This window comes from uncultured Succiniclasticum sp. (assembly GCF_902793885.1).
Taxonomy (GTDB): Bacteria; Bacillota; Negativicutes; order Acidaminococcales; family Acidaminococcaceae; genus Succiniclasticum.
This window is the reverse complement of the sequence record NZ_CADBFF010000003.1, coordinates 51571-71308: the sequence shown is the minus strand read 5'-3', so window position 1 is coordinate 71308 and position 19738 is coordinate 51571. Positions and strand designations below refer to the sequence as shown.

At 48.2% G+C, this 19738-nt stretch carries 17 protein-coding genes and 1 riboswitch; of the genes, 2 read left to right on the top strand and 15 right to left on the bottom strand.

From position 1 onward, the window contains the following. Window positions 1–19: 19 nt before the first annotated feature. Window positions 20–562, bottom strand: a complete 543-nt coding sequence (locus QZV31_RS02350; protein WP_295357569.1) for a DUF1850 domain-containing protein — start codon at window positions 560–562, stop codon at window positions 20–22. A 5-nt stretch (window positions 563–567) separates the two neighbouring features. Next, on the bottom strand, window positions 568–1551 hold the full coding sequence (locus QZV31_RS02345) for a TAXI family TRAP transporter solute-binding subunit (RefSeq protein ID WP_093729622.1): 984 nt from the start codon (window positions 1549–1551) through the stop codon (window positions 568–570). Between the two features lie 231 nt (window positions 1552–1782). Between QZV31_RS02345 and QZV31_RS02340 the strand changes: the two genes are divergently transcribed. After that, window positions 1783–2127, top strand: a complete 345-nt coding sequence (locus QZV31_RS02340; protein WP_093729621.1) for a hypothetical protein — start codon at window positions 1783–1785, stop codon at window positions 2125–2127. A 104-nt stretch (window positions 2128–2231) separates the two neighbouring features. Here the strand turns inward: QZV31_RS02340 and QZV31_RS02335 are convergent, their stop codons facing one another. The 9 genes from QZV31_RS02335 to dapB form a co-directional block, all read right to left on the bottom strand. Beyond that, complete coding sequence (locus tag QZV31_RS02335; RefSeq protein WP_295357562.1) at window positions 2232–3746, bottom strand: HD domain-containing phosphohydrolase; 1515 nt, start codon at window positions 3744–3746, stop codon at window positions 2232–2234. 254 nt (window positions 3747–4000) lie between these two features. Then, entirely contained in the window at window positions 4001–4906 is a 906-nt protein-coding gene (sucD, locus tag QZV31_RS02330; RefSeq protein ID WP_295357560.1) for a succinate--CoA ligase subunit alpha, read from the bottom strand. Between the two features lie 3 nt (window positions 4907–4909). Beyond that, window positions 4910–6109, bottom strand: a complete 1200-nt coding sequence (gene sucC, locus QZV31_RS02325) for an ADP-forming succinate--CoA ligase subunit beta (protein WP_295357557.1) — start codon at window positions 6107–6109, stop codon at window positions 4910–4912. 147 nt (window positions 6110–6256) lie between these two features. After that, window positions 6257–7099, bottom strand: coding sequence for an Asp23/Gls24 family envelope stress response protein (locus QZV31_RS02320; RefSeq protein WP_295357555.1), 843 nt, complete (start codon window positions 7097–7099; stop codon window positions 6257–6259). Window positions 7100–7130: 31 nt separating this feature from the next. Further along, window positions 7131–8678, bottom strand: a complete 1548-nt coding sequence (locus QZV31_RS02315) for a leucyl aminopeptidase (RefSeq protein ID WP_295357552.1) — start codon at window positions 8676–8678, stop codon at window positions 7131–7133. Further along, window positions 8675–9997, bottom strand: coding sequence for an SH3 domain-containing protein (locus QZV31_RS02310; RefSeq protein WP_295357549.1), 1323 nt, complete (start codon window positions 9995–9997; stop codon window positions 8675–8677). Before QZV31_RS02310 ends, QZV31_RS02315 begins: the two co-directional genes overlap by 4 nt. 352 nt (window positions 9998–10349) lie before the next feature. After that, entirely contained in the window at window positions 10350–11243 is an 894-nt protein-coding gene (gene dapA, locus QZV31_RS02305) for a 4-hydroxy-tetrahydrodipicolinate synthase (RefSeq protein WP_295357546.1), read from the bottom strand. 103 nt (window positions 11244–11346) lie between these two features. After that, complete coding sequence (locus QZV31_RS02300; protein ID WP_295357543.1) at window positions 11347–12378, bottom strand: aspartate-semialdehyde dehydrogenase; 1032 nt, start codon at window positions 12376–12378, stop codon at window positions 11347–11349. A 101-nt stretch (window positions 12379–12479) separates the two neighbouring features. Beyond that, window positions 12480–13253, bottom strand: a complete 774-nt coding sequence (gene dapB / locus QZV31_RS02295) for a 4-hydroxy-tetrahydrodipicolinate reductase (RefSeq protein WP_093729612.1) — start codon at window positions 13251–13253, stop codon at window positions 12480–12482. 209 nt (window positions 13254–13462) lie between these two features. Beyond that, window positions 13463–13643, bottom strand: a riboswitch (Lysine riboswitch). Window positions 13644–13999: 356 nt separating this feature from the next. Between dapB and QZV31_RS02290 the strand changes: the two genes are divergently transcribed. Continuing rightward, window positions 14000–15508 carry a hypothetical protein gene (locus QZV31_RS02290; protein WP_295357538.1) on the top strand — a complete coding sequence of 503 codons (1509 nt, stop codon included), beginning with the start codon at window positions 14000–14002 and terminating at the stop codon, window positions 15506–15508. A gap of 336 nt (window positions 15509–15844) precedes the next feature. On the opposite strand, the gene QZV31_RS02285 is transcribed toward QZV31_RS02290, so the two are convergent. The 4 genes from QZV31_RS02285 to QZV31_RS02270 form a co-directional block, all read right to left on the bottom strand. Continuing rightward, window positions 15845–16120: a type II toxin-antitoxin system YafQ family toxin gene (locus QZV31_RS02285; protein WP_295357536.1), complete on the bottom strand. Its 276-nt coding sequence runs from the start codon at window positions 16118–16120 to the stop codon at window positions 15845–15847. After that, window positions 16120–16398: a type II toxin-antitoxin system RelB/DinJ family antitoxin gene (locus tag QZV31_RS02280; RefSeq protein ID WP_093729609.1), complete on the bottom strand. Its 279-nt coding sequence runs from the start codon at window positions 16396–16398 to the stop codon at window positions 16120–16122. Before QZV31_RS02280 ends, QZV31_RS02285 begins: the two co-directional genes overlap by 1 nt. A gap of 264 nt (window positions 16399–16662) precedes the next feature. Then, window positions 16663–17874: an arylsulfotransferase family protein gene (locus QZV31_RS02275; protein WP_295357532.1), complete on the bottom strand. Its 1212-nt coding sequence runs from the start codon at window positions 17872–17874 to the stop codon at window positions 16663–16665. Between the two features lie 17 nt (window positions 17875–17891). Then, window positions 17892–19490, bottom strand: coding sequence for an EAL domain-containing protein (locus QZV31_RS02270; protein WP_295357529.1), 1599 nt, complete (start codon window positions 19488–19490; stop codon window positions 17892–17894). Window positions 19491–19738: the final 248 nt, after the last annotated feature.

The window sequence follows — 19738 nt, the reverse complement described above, 5'->3', positions numbered from 1 at the left end:
TCTCCTTAACAACGGCGTCTTACAAAAAGTGTAACGCCCAGTACTGATACCGTTTGATTACTTTCACTTCCACTAACGTACCCTGCCCATACAGCAGACATAAATCGTAGGTCTTATCCTTGTGAATGATTTTCGGCATCGCCTGCACCGCAGTCCGGAACATAAGCGATTTGTACGGCCGGTTCATTTCCAGATCAAACTTTCCGTCTTTCTTCAGGCTTTTGAACGTTCCTTCCGCAGGATCGTAAGGCAGCCCCACCCCTAATGATTCATAGGTTGTATGAGTCATCGTCATGTCGTCTACACCATTCACCCGGAAAAACTCATCCACCGGAGTCTGTTGGACAGAGTGTTTATAATGGTAGCTCCACTCCCCGCCTTTTTCCACAGCAAAAGACTGGATGGGAAGATTATTTTCCGGTACTAATATAACCAGCAGCTGGTTTCCGTACCACCCGACTGCAGCCAGAATAATCAACAGCAGGAATACAAAGGACGGATGTTTGAAAAAAGACCGGGCCCCGGTGGACGCCGGAGTCCGGTCTGTAGTTGAGTGATTCATTAAAATTACTTCTCGTTGAAGAATTTTTCTGCGCCGGCATTCAGTTTAATGGACATACCATCTTTACCGGTAGCTTTGGTAATGTTCTTGGAAACGTTATGAGCAGCTTTCATACGATCCAGGTTGCCATACAATGCTTTTACAATAGCGTAACCGGTATCGGCATCCATCTTATCGGTAACAGCCAGCATGCATTTTACAGCAACAGCAGCGGTATCCGTTTCAACCTTGTTGTAGGTTTTTGCCGGAATGGTAACTTTGGTGTAGTACGGATATTTTGCAATCAGCTTATCGGCAATGTCAGCGCCTACACTTACCATTACAACGTCATGCTGGGTCGCCAGATCCTGGATAGCAGCAGTCGGGAAACCGGCTACTACGAAACCAGCGTCAACGTTGCCGTCTTTCAGAGCGGAAGCCGCTTCGCCGAAGGACAGGTACTGAGGTTTGATATCTTTATAGGTAATGCCTGCAATATTCAGAATCTGACGGGCATTTGCTTCGGTACCGGAACCGGCAGCGCCTACGGCAACTCTCTTGCCTTTCAGGTCAGCAACGGTTTTGATACCGGTCTTTTTCGTGGTAACGATCTGAACAGTTTCCGGATACAGGGTAGCCAGACCTTTCAGAGATTCAACCTTTTTGTCTTTGAACATTTCCGTGCCGGTGGAAGCATAGTAAGCAATATCGTTCTGGATAAACGCAATGTCAACTTTGCCTTCCTTCAGCAGATTAACGTTGGCAACAGAAGCGCCGGTGGACTGTGCAGAAGCATTCGCGCCTTTCACATTCTTGTTCAGAATGTCAGCCAGAGCGCCGCCTAACGGATAATAGGTACCAGCAGTGCCGCCGGTAGCAATGTTAATGAATTTTTTGCCACCATCAGCAGCCGGTTTCGGGGCTTCCTTCTTTTTGTCTCCTCCGCCGCAGCCAGCCAGTACGGAACCGATAACCGCAAAGGCCATCAAGAACGCCAAAAATTTTTTCATGATAAAAATCCCTCCCTTTTGCGTACAGCAAAAAATACATAATAATGCTTATTAAATTCGCATTTGATTATGTTTTCGCTATTCTTATAAAAAATCCTGCTAATATAAATTTTTTTTTTGAAATTTTTAAAAGAATATTGTATACAAAACTTTTTGTTTGCTCTTTCGCAATACGAAAAATTGTGCTAAAATAGGTGGCAAGCAAAAATTTATTAAAGGAAGTGTAACAAAATGAACAATGTACCCGTTTACAAACTGCGGTTAGCCCGCACCCTGTACAATAATTTTTATCGCGCCCGCCTGCAGGACGCCAACGGTGAAGACGCAGGCCAACTGCTGATCGTTCCCGGACTCCCTCTGGACCGCAGCCAGCTTCCGGAAAATGCTCCCATCGCCGACCCCTATCTTCTGGTGATCGTGGAAGACGCCGACATCAACAAAAATAATGTCATTGACTTTGAAGAAGGCGTATCCCGCGCCGTGCTTGCAAAATTCACAACCGAGACCACCTCGTTCAAGCATTGTGAATTTTATTATCCCTCACCGGCTTTCTACTTTGCACAGGAAGAAGAATAGTTTATCATTGTTTTACGATTATTAAAGGCAGAACTCTCATGATGAAAGTTCTGCCTTTCTTGTTATATTTATCCGTGAAACTTTTTATATTTATCCGTTGTTCATTACACAGAAGTTTCCTGCTTATTATTTTCACTGAACTTATCCGCCACTTCCAGGATCTGCTCCTCCGCCGCGAAAAACGCGTCGACAATTTTCGGATCAAACTGCTTCCCCCGCTCTTCGCGGATAATACTGAACGCTTTATCGTAAGGGAATCCTTTCTTGTAACACCGGTCGGAAATCAGCGCGTCGAACACATCCGCCACAGCCATCACACGGGCGGACAGGGGGATGTCTTCTCCCGCAAGCCCGGCCGGATACCCTTTCCCATTCCATTTTTCGTGATGGTACATAGCCAGATTTTTCGCTTCAAGCAGATAATCCGAATCCGGTATCTTATCAATAATGGAAGCAATAATATTTCCGCCTGCCGTGGTATGGGTCTTCATGATTTCAAATTCTTCATCCGTCAGTTTGCCCGGCTTATTCAGAATTAAGTCAGAAACATTTATTTTTCCTACATCATGCAACGGCGCTGAACTTACCACGTCGCCAATATATTTTTCTGTCAGCTGCTCCGTATAAACGCCTTCCCGCTTCAGTTCATCCAGAATAATTTTTACGTAGGACGCTGTCTTGCGGACATGATCCCCTGTATTTTCGTCACGACTTTCAACCATATCGGCCAGGGTGATCAGAAACGCTGTATGCATTTTGTTGATGGTTTCGTTTTTGCGATTGATATCCGTGACATACTTCACGCTGTCGTTACTCATTTTCACAAAGGCCCGGTACAGATTTTCAATCTCGTCGCCGGTGCGGATGTTGAGCTTACGAATTTCCTGCAGATTGTTCGCAAGAGCCTGTTCATTATCGAAGAGGAAACCGTCCGTAGTTTTTGCCATGGAATTGATGGGCGTAATGATCCGACGCGCCATAAACGCGGCCAACAACAGAACGCAGGCAAGGATACCGGCGAAGACTTTGGCCAGCCATTTAAAATACCGGTTCGAGTCATCTCGCAGGTGGTTCATAGAGATGTCCACCGCTGCATAGCACTGGCAGGTACCGTCATGATCATACACCGGCGTATATACCGTCAGCAGCCAGCCAAACTTATCATTAGAAATAACAGGCTCGATTCTTCCGCCTTTTAAAAGCGTGGGCAGATAGGGGTCAAATGCTTCGTCAAATTCCACCACTTCACCCGGTTTACCGGCTGCCGTTTCATCCGTATCCAAATCAAATACTACATGACACCCATCCGGTAAAATTTTATAAACATACACATATTTAATATTAGGAGAACTGTCACGGATAATTTCCAGTTGACGTTTTGTTTCCACATAACCGCTGGCCTTTTCCCCGTTTTTTATAAAATTGGGAACCAGGTCAGCATTAATCACACTGGCAACCAGAGCAGAAGTAGAAACGCCAAGCCGTTTATGCTGTTCTATGGTTGCACCCAAATAGTACTCATAACTAAGCTTAGCCGATACTACCCCAAAGATGGCCAGCGCTACAAAAATCAGTAACAGTATTTTTTTCTGTATGGAAAAATGAAATCTATTGTTCATGCAGCATTCCCCGATTCACACGGAAACAAAATGTTCAGAAACAGAGAAGCAAAGCCCACTGTAACCGCCTAACCATTTCTGATTCAAAGGATTCCTTATTTTCAACATTATGATTTATTATATCACGATACAGAACGTAAGACAACGGAAGCAAAAGAAAAATGCCGGAACTGCCATAAAAATACAGTTCCGGCATGAATTATTACTACCATTGTATGAACCGCAAACTCAAAACGGGGACAATGGCTGCTCCATCAGCAGGTATGGCATTTATCGTACAGTCCGGTTTTCTTCAGTACCCGTACTGCGGTCTCTCCGATATGGGCAACCGTATCCGCTACTTCGATGCCTGCCGCGTTCAATGCTTTGATTTTGTCGTCAGCCGTTCCCTTGCCGCCGCTGATGATAGCGCCCGCATGACCCATGCGTTTGCCGGGAGGCGCCTGACGGCCGCTGATGAACCCGATAACCGGTTTCTTCATGTTGGCTTTGATCCATTCCGCCGCCTCTTCTTCCGCCGTACCGCCGATCTCGCCGATCATAATAACTGCCAGCGTGTCGTCGTCTGCATTAAAGGCTTCCAGGGCTTCAATATAATCCATGCCCTTAACCGGATCGCCGCCCAGACCTACCGCGGTCGTCTGGCCGATGCCCGCCATGGTCAGCTGATAGGTTGCTTCATAGGTCAGGGTACCGGAACGGCTGATTACGCCTACATGCCCTTTCCTGTGAATATACGTCGGCAGTAATCCCAGACGGCATTCATCTACCGTTAAAATACCGGGGCAGTTGGGACCCAGTACGCGGGTCTTCTTCCCTTTCATATACGCGCGGACTTTCACCATATCATGCACCGGAATGTGTTCGGTGATGCAGCAGACAAAATCCAGTTCCGCATCAATGGCTTCACAAATAGCATCCGCCGCAAAACGGGCCGGAACATAAATGACAGAGGCGTTGGCGCCGGTGGCTTCTTTCGCATCTCTTACCGTATTGAATACGGGAATCTTGCCCAGTACTTTTTCCCCGGCTTTACCCGGAGCTACACCGGCTACCACATTCGTGCCGTAGTCCAACGCAATCTTGGTATGGAACGTAGCCTGACGGCCCGTAATGCCCTGTACGATGAGTTTCGTATCTTTTCCTACAAATACTGACATATCTTACGCCTCCTTTCCTTCCGCTCTCTTTGCTTTCAGTTCCGCCGCCAGCTTCACTGCCAGCTCTGCGCCCTCTTCCATCTTGGGAACCGCATGCACCATGGGAAGGTTGGCTTCTTTCAAAATACGACGGCCTTCTTCATGATTGGTGCCGTCCAGACGGGCAATGACCGGAACCCGAAGGCCTACTACTTTGGCCGCTTCCACGATACCGCCGGCGATCACGTCGCACTTGTTGATGCCGCCGAAGATATTTACGAACACGCTGCAGACCTGATCGTCGGACTGCATGATCCGGAAAGCTTCCGCAATCTTTTCTACCGTACTGTCGCCGCCTACATCCAGGAAGTTAGCCGGTTCGCCGCCGTAGAATTTGATGATGTCTACCGTAGCCATAGCCAGGCCAGCGCCGTTTACCATGCAGGCCACATCGCCGCCCAGGTTTACATAAGACAGGGAAGCCTTGCCAGCCGCTCTTTCTTTCGGATCTTCTTCCTCTTCGTCGCGGAGAGCTTCAATTTCAGGATGACGGAAAATCGCCGCATCGTCAAACTGCAGCTTGGCGTCCAGCGCCATTACTTTATTGTCTACCGTTACCACCAGCGGGTTGCATTCCGCGAGGGTACATTCTTTTTCTACAAACAGCGTATACAGGTCCATCATTAATTTCTGGGCCTTGGCAACCACTTTGTCCTTAAACTTTAAGTTGTACGCCATCCGTTTGGTCTGGAAAGGCATCAGCCCGATGGTAGGATCAATGTATTCCTTGAAAATGCGGTCAGGCATCTCGGCCGCTACTTTTTCAATTTCCATGCCGCCTTCGGAGCTGCCCATCATGACCACATTGGCAGTTTCCCGGTCGATGACGAAGCCAAGATAATACTCTTTTTCAATATTACTGCCTTCTTCGACCAACAGACGGTTGACCATCTTTCCTTCCGGGCCGGTCTGGTGGGTCACCAGCACTTTGCCCAAAATCTGGGAAGCAAAATATTTTACTTCGTCAATGTTATGAGCCAGCTTCACCCCGCCAGCCTTGCCGCGACCGCCTGCATGGATCTGCGCTTTCACAACAGCAATCGGCGCGTCAAAATCCTTGGCGATACGGGCCGCTTCTTCCGGACTGAAAGCAGGGCTGCCGTTGGGCACGCTGATGCCGTACATCTTCATGATCTGTTTTGCCTGATACTCATGAATTTTCAAAATGATGTCCCTCCTTTAAATAAACTTTTTGATTGAATTGTACTCATATCCTAAAAAATATTATCATATTTTTTAGATAAAATGTCAATTGTTTTTCCCTGTTTGGAATATGTCTTCTGCTAATTATAAACAGCAGTTACACGCTTTTTACTGTGCCTGCATCTGCACCGCCCCTGACTGCATTTCCAGACTGCGGACAGAAATATTCACCCGCTGTACCTGCATACCGGTCATGGATTCCACTTTGGTCTTGATTTTCCGTTGAAGTAACCGGGACACTTCAAATACCTTCACTCCGTAATACAGATTAATTTCTACATGGACAGACAGTCCTTTGTTATCGGTCCGTCGGCGGACATGAATGTAATGGATTCTCGCCACGCCTACCATGCGCTGTACAATCAGGTTGACGATATCCTCAATTACATAGTCGGAAATCAGGATCACGCCATAGTAACTGAAAGCAGGACGCACGATGGACCGGCTTTCCTGACGCACATTCTTGTTTTTGGAAAAAATATTGTACGGAAGATTTGCAAAAAATCCGCTGAAATGCTGCTTTAGTTCCACCGTAGGCACAGGCACAATGTGTTTGCCGTAACGTAACCGGGATTCATGCGCCTTTTTGATTTCCTGTTTGGAAGCGATATCTGTTATATAAATCGTCTTTAACGGATCCGGCAGCACCAGCCGCGCCGTAATTTTGTTCACCATCCTGTCTGACGTAGCAATGATCAGAATACGGCGAATACCAGACCGTGCCAGTGCTTCACGTACCTCCGAAGCATGGCTGTCTTCATAAAAAATCGCTCGCTTCACTGCCTGCACACGGTTTTGTTCACTTTTTGCCGAAGTACCGCCCAAAATTTTCGAGCCCTGTATCAAAAGACCATCGTCAATGATCGCATCGCAATGATACTTATGCGCCACACCGATGGCCCGATGGCTTTTGCCAGAACCACTGGGACCTACAAATGCAATGACTTCCATAACAATCTCCGCTTACTACATAATCTGTTATCTAAAAGCTTTTTGCCAGCTCAATCAGCGTGGCCGTACCAAATGCCGTGCAGCCTTCCGGCAAATGCCCTTCTGTTTTTTTTGCGGAAGATGTTCCGCCGATATCCAGATGGGCCCAGGGAATTCCTTTATCTACGAACTGCCCGACAAACACACCGCCTGTTATGACACCGGCCGGACGGCCCGCGTTGTTTATAAGGTCTGCGCATTTGCTTTCCAGCATTTCTTCCGCTTCTTCCAAAACCGGAAGCTGCCACCAGGCTTCTCCTGCACGGTGACCTGCCTTTTTGATTTCCTCTGCCAATGAATCATCATTGGAAACGACAGCCGACATGTGTTCACCCAGTGCTATGCTTACCGCACCGGTCAGCGTTGCGATGTCAATCACTTTTGTCGCTCCCTTGCGACAGGCGTACCAAACGGCGTCAGCCAGTACCAGCCTGCCTTCCGCATCGGTATTATCCACTTCGATGGTCTTGCCGTTACCAGCCCGTATGATATCGCCCGGCCTTACAGCCGAACCGGATGGCATATTCTCCGCGCAGGCCATTATACCAATCAGATTCACCGGCAGCTGTAACGCCGCAACCGCTTCCATAGCGCCCAGTACCGCAGCCGCGCCGGTCATATCATCCTTCATCTCGCCCATCCCGTCAGATGGTTTGATCGAAATTCCGCCGCTGTCGAAGGTAATGCCCTTACCCACAAACGCAGTAAAGGGTTTGTCGCCTCCCTTGGCGTACTTCAGCATAATCATCCGGGGTTCGTGTACACTGCCCGCGCCTACAGCGAGAATCGCCCCCATCCCCCGTTCCTGCATTTCTTTAACGCATAACACTTCTACTTCCAACTCATATTTTTTGGCAGTCTGCACTGCTTCCGCCGCCAAAACATCCGGCGTGATCACGTTCCCCGGCTCGTTGGCCAGGTCCCGGGCATGGCAGATGGCGCAGCAGATACTTGTTGCCTCGTTAACAATCGCGTCCGCGTTTTCTATTGCAGTGAAAACGGTTATCGAAATGTTTTCTTCGTTTCCACCCTCTGCGCAGGGCCCCCCTCTGTTGACCTCTGCATTTCTGTTGGAGTTGCCCGTTTCATCAGTATCTTTTTTGCTCTTATATTTATCAAATGTATAGCTTCCCAGCAACAATCCTTCCGCCAGTGCTTTCAGATAATGGCCCCGTTTCGGATTTGTCAGCAACGGAGCGGCAGCGACAGCCTGTTTGATTTTACATTTCTGCAGTTCCCGTGCTGCATTTCCGGCTGCCATACGCAGATGGTTCGGCGTGCACTCTTTCCCTGCGCCGACTCCTGCAAAAATCAAACGGGTGAAACCGCTCCCGGTTTTCATCAGCGCTGACGTGATACTTCCCTTATCCGTAAAACCGTAGCCCTGCGTTTTAATCTGATAGGCAACCGCCTCGTAAAAATCTTCCGGCAATCCGAGCATACGAATATGATCGGCACATTCTTTGCACAATAACAGAACCACCGCTTCTGCCTTTTCATACTGTCCAATGTTTTCTCTGCTGCTTTTTAATACAATCATTGATATGTTACCCCGTTGATAAGATTTTCCAAAAAACTCTTTCCGTTTTTCCGGTCCATTTCCAAATCGCTGACCAGTACCCGGCGCACATAAATCTTCCTGCCGTCTTTATAATAACTGCTGGAGGAATGAATTACATACGGCTCGCCCTTTTCCGTGCCAAGATAAATCATAATGTGCCCTTTCATGGAAAGCGGTGAACCCGGTTTCAGCGTTGCAATCGCCTGCAGTCTTTCTTCCCGGTTTTTATCAGTGAAATCTGTTACGACCCCCGGCACTTTCACAAGCTTGGAGGTGTTCCGGGGCAACTCCAGTCCCATGGTCCGGTAGACCGACCCTACCAGTGAGGAACAGTCCACGCTGCGCATGGCGCCGCCCCATCCGTATACAGAACCGTAAAACTTAAAGGCCCGGCGGATCACCTCATCGGAAGTGTATGGAAGGTACCCCCGGTGCAGTCCTTCCTCTTTCGCGAGCCACATGGTCTTTTCCTGTAACAGGCCTGTCTTTCTGTCCTTATACGGCAACAGCACCTGCCAGCGTTTTTTCTTTTCCTGCAAACACCGCAGCCTGGCCCCCATCAAATGAAATACATCTTCCCCATTCACGCGGGTATAAAAGTCCCTGCCGGTAACCACAAGAAAATCCTGCGGATCGACGTACTGCAGCCACTGCTCTCTGGTACAGAGCGCAATGTCTTCCTGGGCGATCCAGCCAAACAGATTATACATCCTTACATAATAATATTTTTTATCCGTCGACTCATGCAGGATCGCTACCGGTTCTCCCGCTTCCAGCACGGAATCCTGCACGTTATCGTAATAAACATCATCAGGTTCTTCAAACAGACCGGCCGCCAGCGGCAGGTTCCGTACCACTGCATGACGAACCGTCACACCATACCGTACCGCTACCGTTTCACTTTCAGAGGGAAGCGCAGCCAGATTCAGATTACTCTGTATGGCGTCCTTTTCTGCTTCCGTCAGTTCGCGGCCCTTACAATATACAGTTCCCCGCATGGCCCACGTGTTCGATATCCAGGGAAGGAACTCCTTCACCGGGAAAGGATCCGGAATGCTTTTCATTTCCGTAACGTCCAGGGACACATCACAGATTTTCCGGTTGAATTGTTTTATTCCTTCTTCATCCAAGACCACAGAATCGCCGGCATTATTATTTAAAATCCAAAAGGACGGCTCTGTCAGTTCACCCGACTCAACAATCCCCGCCAGCGCATGGGAAGAAATGAAAAGCGAAACAGCGCAGGCCGCCGCAAACACCTTATTAACCTTTTTCAAATAATCATGAACCTTACCCATAGTTCCGCTCCATCTCTGTAACGTATAGCATCGGCAGGTTCCTTTGACCTGCCGGCCTGCTCCCCAAAGAACAGGTCACCCTTCCTTCATATTATAACCCATAAAAAAAACGTATTCAATAACCTTGCGGTTAAAGAATACGCTTAATTTAATCTGATCCCGGCACCTGCCTTTCCCGAGTTCTCCCAAAACAGGTCAGGCAGATGTCTGTATCAGTTTGTGAACAAATTATAAACTATTATGAACTGAATTGCAAACTTTTTTTGAAATTTGCCCGGTAAATGAGACTTACTACTGATAACACAACGTCTGATTATATCAAATGTTGCAGAAATCAGGGAAAAATGTCTCCTTAAATCAATCCGTTCTCCGCCAGAATCCCTTTCATCTTGGCCAGAGCACCTTCCGTCATAGGTGTCAGCGGCAGACGGGGCGCGCCTGCATCAATACCGGTAACCAGGGTAACGGCCGCTTTAACCGGAATCGGATTGGTTTCAATAAACATGGCGTTCGCCAGCGGAACCATCTTCTTGTTGATTTCTGCAGCTTTCTTAACGTCGCCGCTTTCATACGCGTTCATCAGATCCTGCAGAATTTCGCCGCCGATGTTGGCCAGTACGGAAACCACGCCGGTGGCGCCAACAGATGCAAAGGGCAGCAACAGTCCGTCGTCGCCGCTGTAAATGGTGAAGTCGGCAGGCAGGATACGGAACAGTTCCGCAACCTGGGCTACGTTCCCCGCAGCTTCCTTGATTGCCACCACGTTCTTAAAATCTTTGGCAATACGGGCCACCGTTGCCGGCGGAATATTGGCTGCGGTGCGTCCGGGAACATTATATAAAATGATGGGCTTTGCCGTGCATTCGGAAATAGCTTTGAAGTGCTGATAATATCCTTCCTGGGTCGGTTTGTTATAATACGGACCAACGATCAGGAACCCGTCCACGCCAAGCTCGTCGGCAATCTTTGTGGTCTCCACGCTGTTTGCAGTGTTATTGGAACCGGTGCCTGCAATGACCGGAATACGTCCGTTTACCTGTTTGATAACCGTCGTCCACAACGCTTTTTTCTCTTCCAGGGTCATGGTCGCCGCTTCACCGGTGGAACCGGTTACCACCAGGGCGTCGGTGCCATGGGCGATCCACCATTCTACCAACTGTTTTGCTGCTTCCAGGTTAACGCTGCCGTCCGCAGCAAAAGGCGTTACCATAGCGGTTAATACTCTGCCAAAATACGGATTCTTCATAATTTTCCTCTCCTTTTTAACTCATCGGATTGTAATCACGTTTTCATTCACAATCGTGCCAAAATTCCTTGCAGAAAAAACTGCGAGCTTTTCAAAAGGTATCTCAAACCCAGCCGTTCTGGATCATGCACTCTGCAATCTGCAGGGTGTTCAGGGCGGCGCCTTTGCGGATCTGGTCTCCCACTACCCAGAAGTTGAATGTGTTGGGGTTTGAGAAGTCACGGCGCAGACGGCCAACATAGCAGTCATCCTTGTCGGATGTGTACAGGGGCATGGGATAAATCTGTTCTTCCAGATTGTCCTGCAACTGTACGCCAGGGAAGTTTTCCAGCGCCTTGCGCATATCCGCCAGATCCAGGTCATGTTCAAACTCTACGTTGACGGACTCGGAATGGCTGCGGTAAACGGGCACGCGGACGGTGGTCGCCGTGATCCGCATATCGTAATCGTCGAAAATCTTCTGGGTCTCATTGACCATCTTCATTTCTTCCTTGGAATACAAGTTGTCCAGGAACACATCAATCTGCGGAATCAGATTGAAGGCTATGGGATAATGTTTTTTCAGGCTGGCGGAAGGCAGAATGTGGGGAATCATTTCCCGGCCTTCTGCATAAGCTTTGGTCTCATCCGTCAGTTCGTCGATGCCTTCCTTGCCGGCGCCGCTGACTGCCTGATAGGTGGAAACGACGATGCGTTTGATGCGGGCCAGATCGTACAGCGGTTTCAGCGCCATGCACATGATGATGGTGGAACAGTTGGGATTGGCGATGATGCCTTTGTGTTTCAGGATGGCCTGGGGATTGATTTCCGGAACGATCAGAGGCACTTCCGGATCCATACGGAAGGTGCTGGAGTTGTCAATGACAACTGCGCCTGCCTTTACCGCGATGGGAGCAAACTCTTTGGAGATGCTGCCGCCGGCAAACAGGGCGATGTCAATGCCGTTAAAGGAATCTTCTTTTGCTTCCTGTACGGTGTATGTTTTTCCTTTTACCGTAAGCTGGGTTCCCGCGCTGCGGGCCGAAGCCAGTAAACGTAATTCCGCAAAGGGGAAATCCCGTTCCTCAATCAGTTTTAAAAACTCCGTGCCTACCGCTCCGGTGGCACCTAAAATGGCTACGTTGTACTTTTTCATAAAAACTGCTCCTTTTCCTTTATGACTTTATTTTATAACCTTAATTAAGAGAACCGCCCGCGCCGCAACAATGCAGCAGGCACCGGCGCAGGTTTCTCCGATTAATCCAGAATCTGATCCAGGCCGTACACCAGTCCCTGACGGGAACCGATCTTCTTGCAGGCCATGGCCACGCCCGGCATATAGCATTCGCGGTTGATTGTATCGTTAATGATCTTCAAGGTCTCGCCCTGGCTGCCGAACACCACTTCCTGGGAAGCCACATACCCCTGCAGTCGCATGCTGTGGATGCGGATGCCGTCGATATCGCCGCCCCGGGAACCGGCCAAAGTTTCTCTTTCATTAGGATGACCCTGTTTATGGGCTTCCCGCACTGCCCCGATCTTCTGCGCCGTTAAGATAGCCGTACCGCTGGGAGCGTCCAGCTTCTGATCGTGATGCTTCTCGATAATTTCCACATCTTTAAAATATTTTGCTGCTTCCGTGGCCAGTTTGATCATGACCACTGCGCCTAACGCAAAATTAGGAACGATCAGAGCCGCCGTGTTGTTTGCTTCCGCCAGCTCTTTCACTTCCGCCAGCCGTTCATCGGTAAAACCGGTCGTACCGACTACGGCACGAACGCCTTTCTTCAAAATGATACGCAGGGAATCCATGACCACATCGGGACGGGTGAAGTCAACCACAACGTCCGCTTTGACCGCTTCCAGCGCCTCACCGATATTGGTAAACACCGGTTTACCGTCGGGCAATGATTTCCCCGCCGCGTTGATATCCACGCCGCCCACCAGTTCCAGTTCGGGGTTGGCAGTAACCATGCGGACCACCTCGCTGCCCATGCGCCCAAAAGCTCCGTTCACTAATACTTTGATCATAACAAACCCTCCCGTTTCTTCTTAAAATTTAATAAAGATTTAAATCTTGTTATTGTTATATTATAAATCATTTTTGCCTTGTTGTCAGCAATTTACCACAACAATTTGACATTTTCCTGCAAACACAATCTATATTTTGTGTAAAAAAGAAAAGCCGTTGAGAGTTATCCCAACGGCAGGCTTTACTGTTAAACGTAATAATCCACTTCAGTTGAGATAGCTCTCCGCTGCAGGGCAAATGCTGCCTTGCAACGACAGTCCTGAAATTATTCACCTCAGGCCCAGGAACTGCATCCCGCCGGATGCAACCCTTCGGCGGCAACCCCTTTCCCTTACTTCTCCGATGCCTCTCCGTAAGGTACTCTTGCTTACCGCGCCTCTATCATTGTTATTAGGATAATTATATGTTAGCTTGTTTGCCTTGTCAAATCAAAAGACAGATTTTATCTGAATTTGCAATAATTCTTTCTAATCATAAAAATTATGAAACGTTTGTTACAGAATGATGAATCATTCCCACATTGTTTGACTATCCTCCATGATTTTGTTCTTATCATCTGCAGCGAAAACGTTTTACTCCTGCATGAATTCATTCTTGCATTTATTACAAGGCAAGCGTATAATTCATTTTTGTACGGAAAAAAGGAAATGTTGATCTGTCAGCATCTCCTTACCTTGCAATATATGTCCTGCAACATGCAACGCATTTGCTATTCCGTAAACAAAACATACAAGGAGATTTCAGTGTGACTAACAATAAAACGTTTCATAAACAGCCGCCGCTTACCTTTCGCATCATCGATTCGCCCATGGGCATAGGAAAAAGCGCCAGCCTGATGGACCTGATCCGCTTCCATAACAGAGGCTTCGATCCGGAGCCCCGGCGGTTTATTGTTTTCGTCCCCACCATCCGGGAACGGGACGAACGTTACGGATCGGAATTGGATTTAAAAAGTCCGGAAACGCCGCCTTATAACAAAAGCATTCTGGAGCTGATCCGTAACGGGGAAAACATCGTCACGACCCACTCGCTCTGGAGTATTTTTAATGATGAAACAATACGGGCATTCAGCGAAAGCAACTATAAATATATCGCGCTCTTTGACGAAGTTCCCCAGTTATTCCGCGACGTGGTGGGCACGGGACACAAACTGGATGAACCGGCGGGCAGCATTCGTTTCGGCCCGGCCGATATCAAACTGATGCAGCAGACCGGCATGGTCCGCGTACAGGACGGAACCATCCGTTTTAATCCCGAATGTGAATACGCAAAGTCTGACAAAGATTACAAAGTATTCAATGCGATAAAAAATCTGAGTTACAGCTGCACGTTATATCCGTTCGGCGAAAAGGACGGAACCTTCACTTCCATCATTGCCTTCACCAGGCCGGAACTGTTCGCCTGCTTCCGGGAATGCTGGTTTTATTCCTACATGACCGATGGCAGCATGCTGCACAACTATTGCGCCATGAACCACATTGACATGGAATATTACCATATCGACGACGGACGCATGATCCGGAATCCGGGCGGCAAGTATGTGGAGACCTACCCGAGAGGAATTGAAAACCTGGTCATTCTGGACGGCAAGCCCTTTAACATGGATGCCAGTTTGTCCAAAACCTGGTACCACAACGCCAGCAAGGACACGTCCCAAGCCGGGCTGAAAGAACTGAAACAGAAATTCCGCAACGCCTACGAATTCATGAAAGCCATGGGAGTGCGCAGCGATTCCTTTCTGTTCACTACCTTCAACGCATACAAAAACCTGTTACGCAGCAACGGAAGACATTACCCTTCCCTGCGGCGGTTTCTGCCCTGTAACACCAAAGCCACCAACTCGTACCAGAATTGTACCGGCGTCGCTTACCTGTGCAACCGCTTCTTTGACGTAACCTGCACGAAATTTCTGGAACAGCGGGCCAAAGCCGAGAACAATCCGGAACTGCTATTCAATAACGACAATTACGCCCTGTCTGAACTGGTACAGTTTGTCTGGCGTTCCCACGTACGGGTACGGGAAGCCTGCCAGCCTGTTTACGTGTGGATCCCGGACCGGCGGATGCGCACCCTGCTGCAGGACTTCCAGGAACGGGCGGATAAAACCCTGAAGAAACGGGCCCTCCTACGGGGAACGTGGAAATCGCGCCCGGTAACGCCTAACCTGAAGCGCATACTCGCGCGGATCAACCGGAAAAAAGCAGATCTGTACCACGCATTTGCCATGCTGAAAGCCAAACGGTTTTTACTATAACGAATACCCTTCCCGGTCACTTTAATGACCGGACTTTTTTTGTAACTCCAGTTGTGAAGCGGTTTCCCAGCCTGCTTTCTGTTATAAATATAGACAGCGTTATTTGTCTGTCTCCCAGTGACACTTCTTTCGTTCATTTTATTGCTTTGTTCGGGAAAGCTGCCACTGCGCCGTGCGGGAAAAATGGAGAGTTAAAAAAAACCGGCACAGGAGAAATCCCATGCCGGTTCGCAATTGTTGCTGTTATTTCACAATAGTTTGTTCACGCAGTTCATCCATGCGCTAATTCTTTCACGGTGTCAAGCGGTATGATGTTTGGCATAGCTTTTTCCTCTATCATTTAAATAAATCAGCATGAGAACCGGTATTAACAAGTGTAAGTGTGAGTATATTATTCTCAATCAGGTAAATCAGCAACCAGTCCGGTTTAACATGACATTCGTGGAAACCGGCATATTCACCTTTGAGGACATGGTCTTTATATTTTCCATCCAATTCCTTGCCCCTGCGTAACTCTTCAATGACATCATCAAGAAGAGAAATATCCATGCCCCGTTTCTTCATAAGCTTATAATTCTTTTTGAAAGCGGAAGTAAACTTAACTGTATACATTAGTCGTCCGCCTCCAAAGCGGCTTTAAGTTCTTTCATAGTTTTGTATCCTCTCACGTTAGCATCTTCGGCAATTCTTCTTGCTTCAGCCATAGCATTAAGTGTTTCCTGATTGTATTGGGGAATTACTACTGCAAAAGGAAGACCTCCGTGCAGAATGCACTGGCGGAGAAATATATTTACCGCACCAGACATATCCATTCCGAGTTCGTCAAAAAGAATTGTGGCCTGCTCCTTTACGTTTGTATCGATACGGATTTGGGTTGGTATTGTAGCCATAGAAATCATCTCCTTTCACAATAATTATAATACAATCAGTTTACAACGTCAATCAAAAAGCAATCTGAGAACTTCCCGAAGCAGACCCGAAGCAGATCCTACAGCAGTATGAGATGAAATGATTGTCGTCTATTCAATACCGCAAAACGTTTCGTTTGATGGTATCTTTTATGTTCTCCTCTAATTCCGTTGCATCGGACTGTGCGTCTTCCTCATCATGGCAACTGCTTTTCTTTGCCATATGTAAGTGAATCCCCCCTTTTCTCATTCATAATACACGCAGCGATAGGTTATATTCTTTGGATTATCGAGCATAACGGACATAAGCTTTTTCCCAGTAGCAAAGTTGTAGACAGACATGCATTCGTTATCGTTTACAGCCCAGCCCCAGCCGATTACATATAAATCGCCGGGCAGGTGCTGGACGGAGCCGCAGGCCTGGGAATATTTGCCGGGAATGTAGTAGAAGCGGGCCGCTTCCGCCTTTTTGTCAGCCGTGTTTACTGCGTAGGATGTAATACGGGTCTGCTTGTCACGGTTGTTGTTATCAAAAAGGGTAAGGTATCCGCCGTCCACTGTCACGTAGTGCTGGCAGGAAGACTTTTCATTTTCGGCAAGCCCGAATTCGTCACCGCGGCCGGAAAGCTTCCAAACGATTTGGTCTTTCCGTTTACTCCGGTCAAGACAAAGAATGGAATTTAGATGACGGAACGAGCAGACCAGGTTTCCGGATTCATCGAGCCGCATAGCATTAAAATGAACATAGTCCGGCGCGTCCGTCTTCTGATTCGCAAAATCGTTGCTCCTGGGATCCCCTTCTGTTACCGTGTAACCGTACAGTTCCGGATAATCAATGCTCTTCCAGTCCCAGACTACTTTTCCGTGATCCACTTCCTGCAGATAGGAATACACAACCTTCGATCCCTGCGCATAGCCCGGGATGTTATACACTTTGTCGTGGAGATAACCCGACAGGATATAATGATCCAAATCGATCAGCAGAAAGTCGTGCCCGTCCAGCGGAGCTCCTTTGGCAGTGACGTCCGACGCTTCAAAGGTGATTCGTTTCACTTCTTTGAAATGTTCATCCAGGATCACCCGTTCGCCCGGAGCGTAACCGTGCAGACCGTAATTGTCGTAGGCGCCTGTCTGATCGTGATAGCTGTAATAGGTTTTGCCTTTCACTTTGTGTTTCTTAAAATCCCACCAGCCGGTATGGCCGCCCGGCTTGGGTTCTGCTTCGTGCTTTGACCAGACAATGTTGCCCTTCCCATCCAGCATGATGAGATTACGGCTGAATGCAAAGGAAAGGAAAAAATGCCCCGGAAGGTCAGTGGAGCCTTTGACAGAGATTCCCTGGAGTCCTTCCGCCACAACCGGTTTTTTCGCCGCGTCGGCTACTGTGCCAAAGGCGCCGGAGACCATCAGCATACAGGTTGTCAATGCTGTCACCAGAATTTTGCTCGTCCTGTTCACTTTCATCACTCCTTGCATTATTCTTTTTCTTCTATCACCATCGTTGCGGATCCGTAGGCTTTCAAGGGCTTTCCGGTTTCATCAAACTCTGTGGTGTACCGTACGTGGAAAGGGATCCGTCCCACTGTCAGAGGAATGATTGCCTCCAGTTTTTTCGCGCCTGCAGCGATTTGTTTATGCCAGTCTCTGTACAGGTCCGCATAATCCTGCGGAATGATCCCGGTTTTAATGGCAGGCTCCGGATAATTCCGTACAATGGGAGGAAGCCCCAGATCACGCATGCACCGGAAGCAGGGCCGCATTTCCTTCGTATCTACTATATACTCCCAGGCGTAAACGTTTGCCTGTTCACTGGCAAAACGGAAGCGGCGCTCACTGTTGGCCAACTCCTCATACAGCCGTTTCTCATCGGTGATGTTTCGGATGATGGTATAAATAATCGCCTGGTTTCCGGCCTTTCCAATCACACGCATGTTGTTGCGGATACAGATTCTTTCTTCTCCGCAACATCCCGACGTAATCGTCCGCCATGTTTCACAGCTTTCTTCTTCCCCAAACTCAATCGCGGTTTTCACGGTATTTATATAAATCTTCCGGTTGGCCGGATTCATAGTATCCAGAGGATTCGAAGCAATAATCTCTTTTTCCGTCAGGTTCATGCCAATTTCCTTCACGCATTTCTCATTGACACGGAGAATCTCTATACTCCCATCCTCGTAGCTGAAGATGGCCGCCGCGCCGATAAAGCTGTTGAAGATTACGGTCTCCAGCGAATCCGGATTCCAGAACCGTTGCGCCTTCAGCCCCCGGATAAACGTAAGTGTCGGCACGGTCGTCTCGAAACTGCCAGTCTCCAGAAGATTTCTCATTTCCTCTTCGGGCATCGGCTTTGCATACAGATATCCCTGCACATAATTACAGCCGACGCTTTTCAGGAAATCCGCCTGCTCTATGGTTTCCACGCCTTCCGCAAGAACCTGGGTTTCCAGCCATTTCGCCATCTGTATGGCTGAATTAAGAATGATTCCCCCGCGGCCGCCGAGGCCTTCTCCAGCCAGAAACTGAAGGTCAAACTTCAGAATATCTACCGGCAGGTCTTTCAGTACGCTGAGAGAAGAATAACCGCTCCCGAAATCATCCATTGCCACAAGGTAACCCGCTTCATGGAACTGAGTGATTGCCTTAATAAAGAGGTCAATGCCGCCAATGGCAGAAGACTCCGTGATTTCCGCATGCAGGTATTTTACGGGGACATCGTATTTTTTCCGGATTGCTTCCAGCTCTTTCACATAATCGTGGCCAAAGAGATCGTGTCTGGAAACGTTAAAAGAAATGGGGATCCGGACAGAGGGCGGACAGTTGCTCTGAAAGCGGCAGATTTGCTCAAACACAAACAAATCGGCACGATGGATCAAGCCGTATTTTTCCAGGACCGGGATAAAGTTTACCGGATACTGCAGTCCAAACTCCGGATGTCTCCATCTCATCAGCCCTTCCGCGCCGACGATCCTCCCGGTGGAATGATTGTACTGCGGCTGATAGTACACAAAAATCTGTCCTCCAGCGATTGCCATCTCGAAAAAGCGAATGATTTCCTCATCTGTCATCGGTCTCATAATAAGCCCTCCAAATGCAACACCCGAAAATTGAATCAATAGTCTTTAAATTATAATAACTTTAGTGATATTATATCTCAATAGTATTATACTATAAATCTTTCGCAAAAGCTAAAATTATTAATGCCGCCCGTTCATTATATTGTTTTGTTTGGAAAAACTGTTCTGCACCAATCAGGAAAAATGGAGGAGTAAACGAATAAACCGGCACAGGAGAAATCCCATGCCGGTTCGCAATTGTTGCTGTT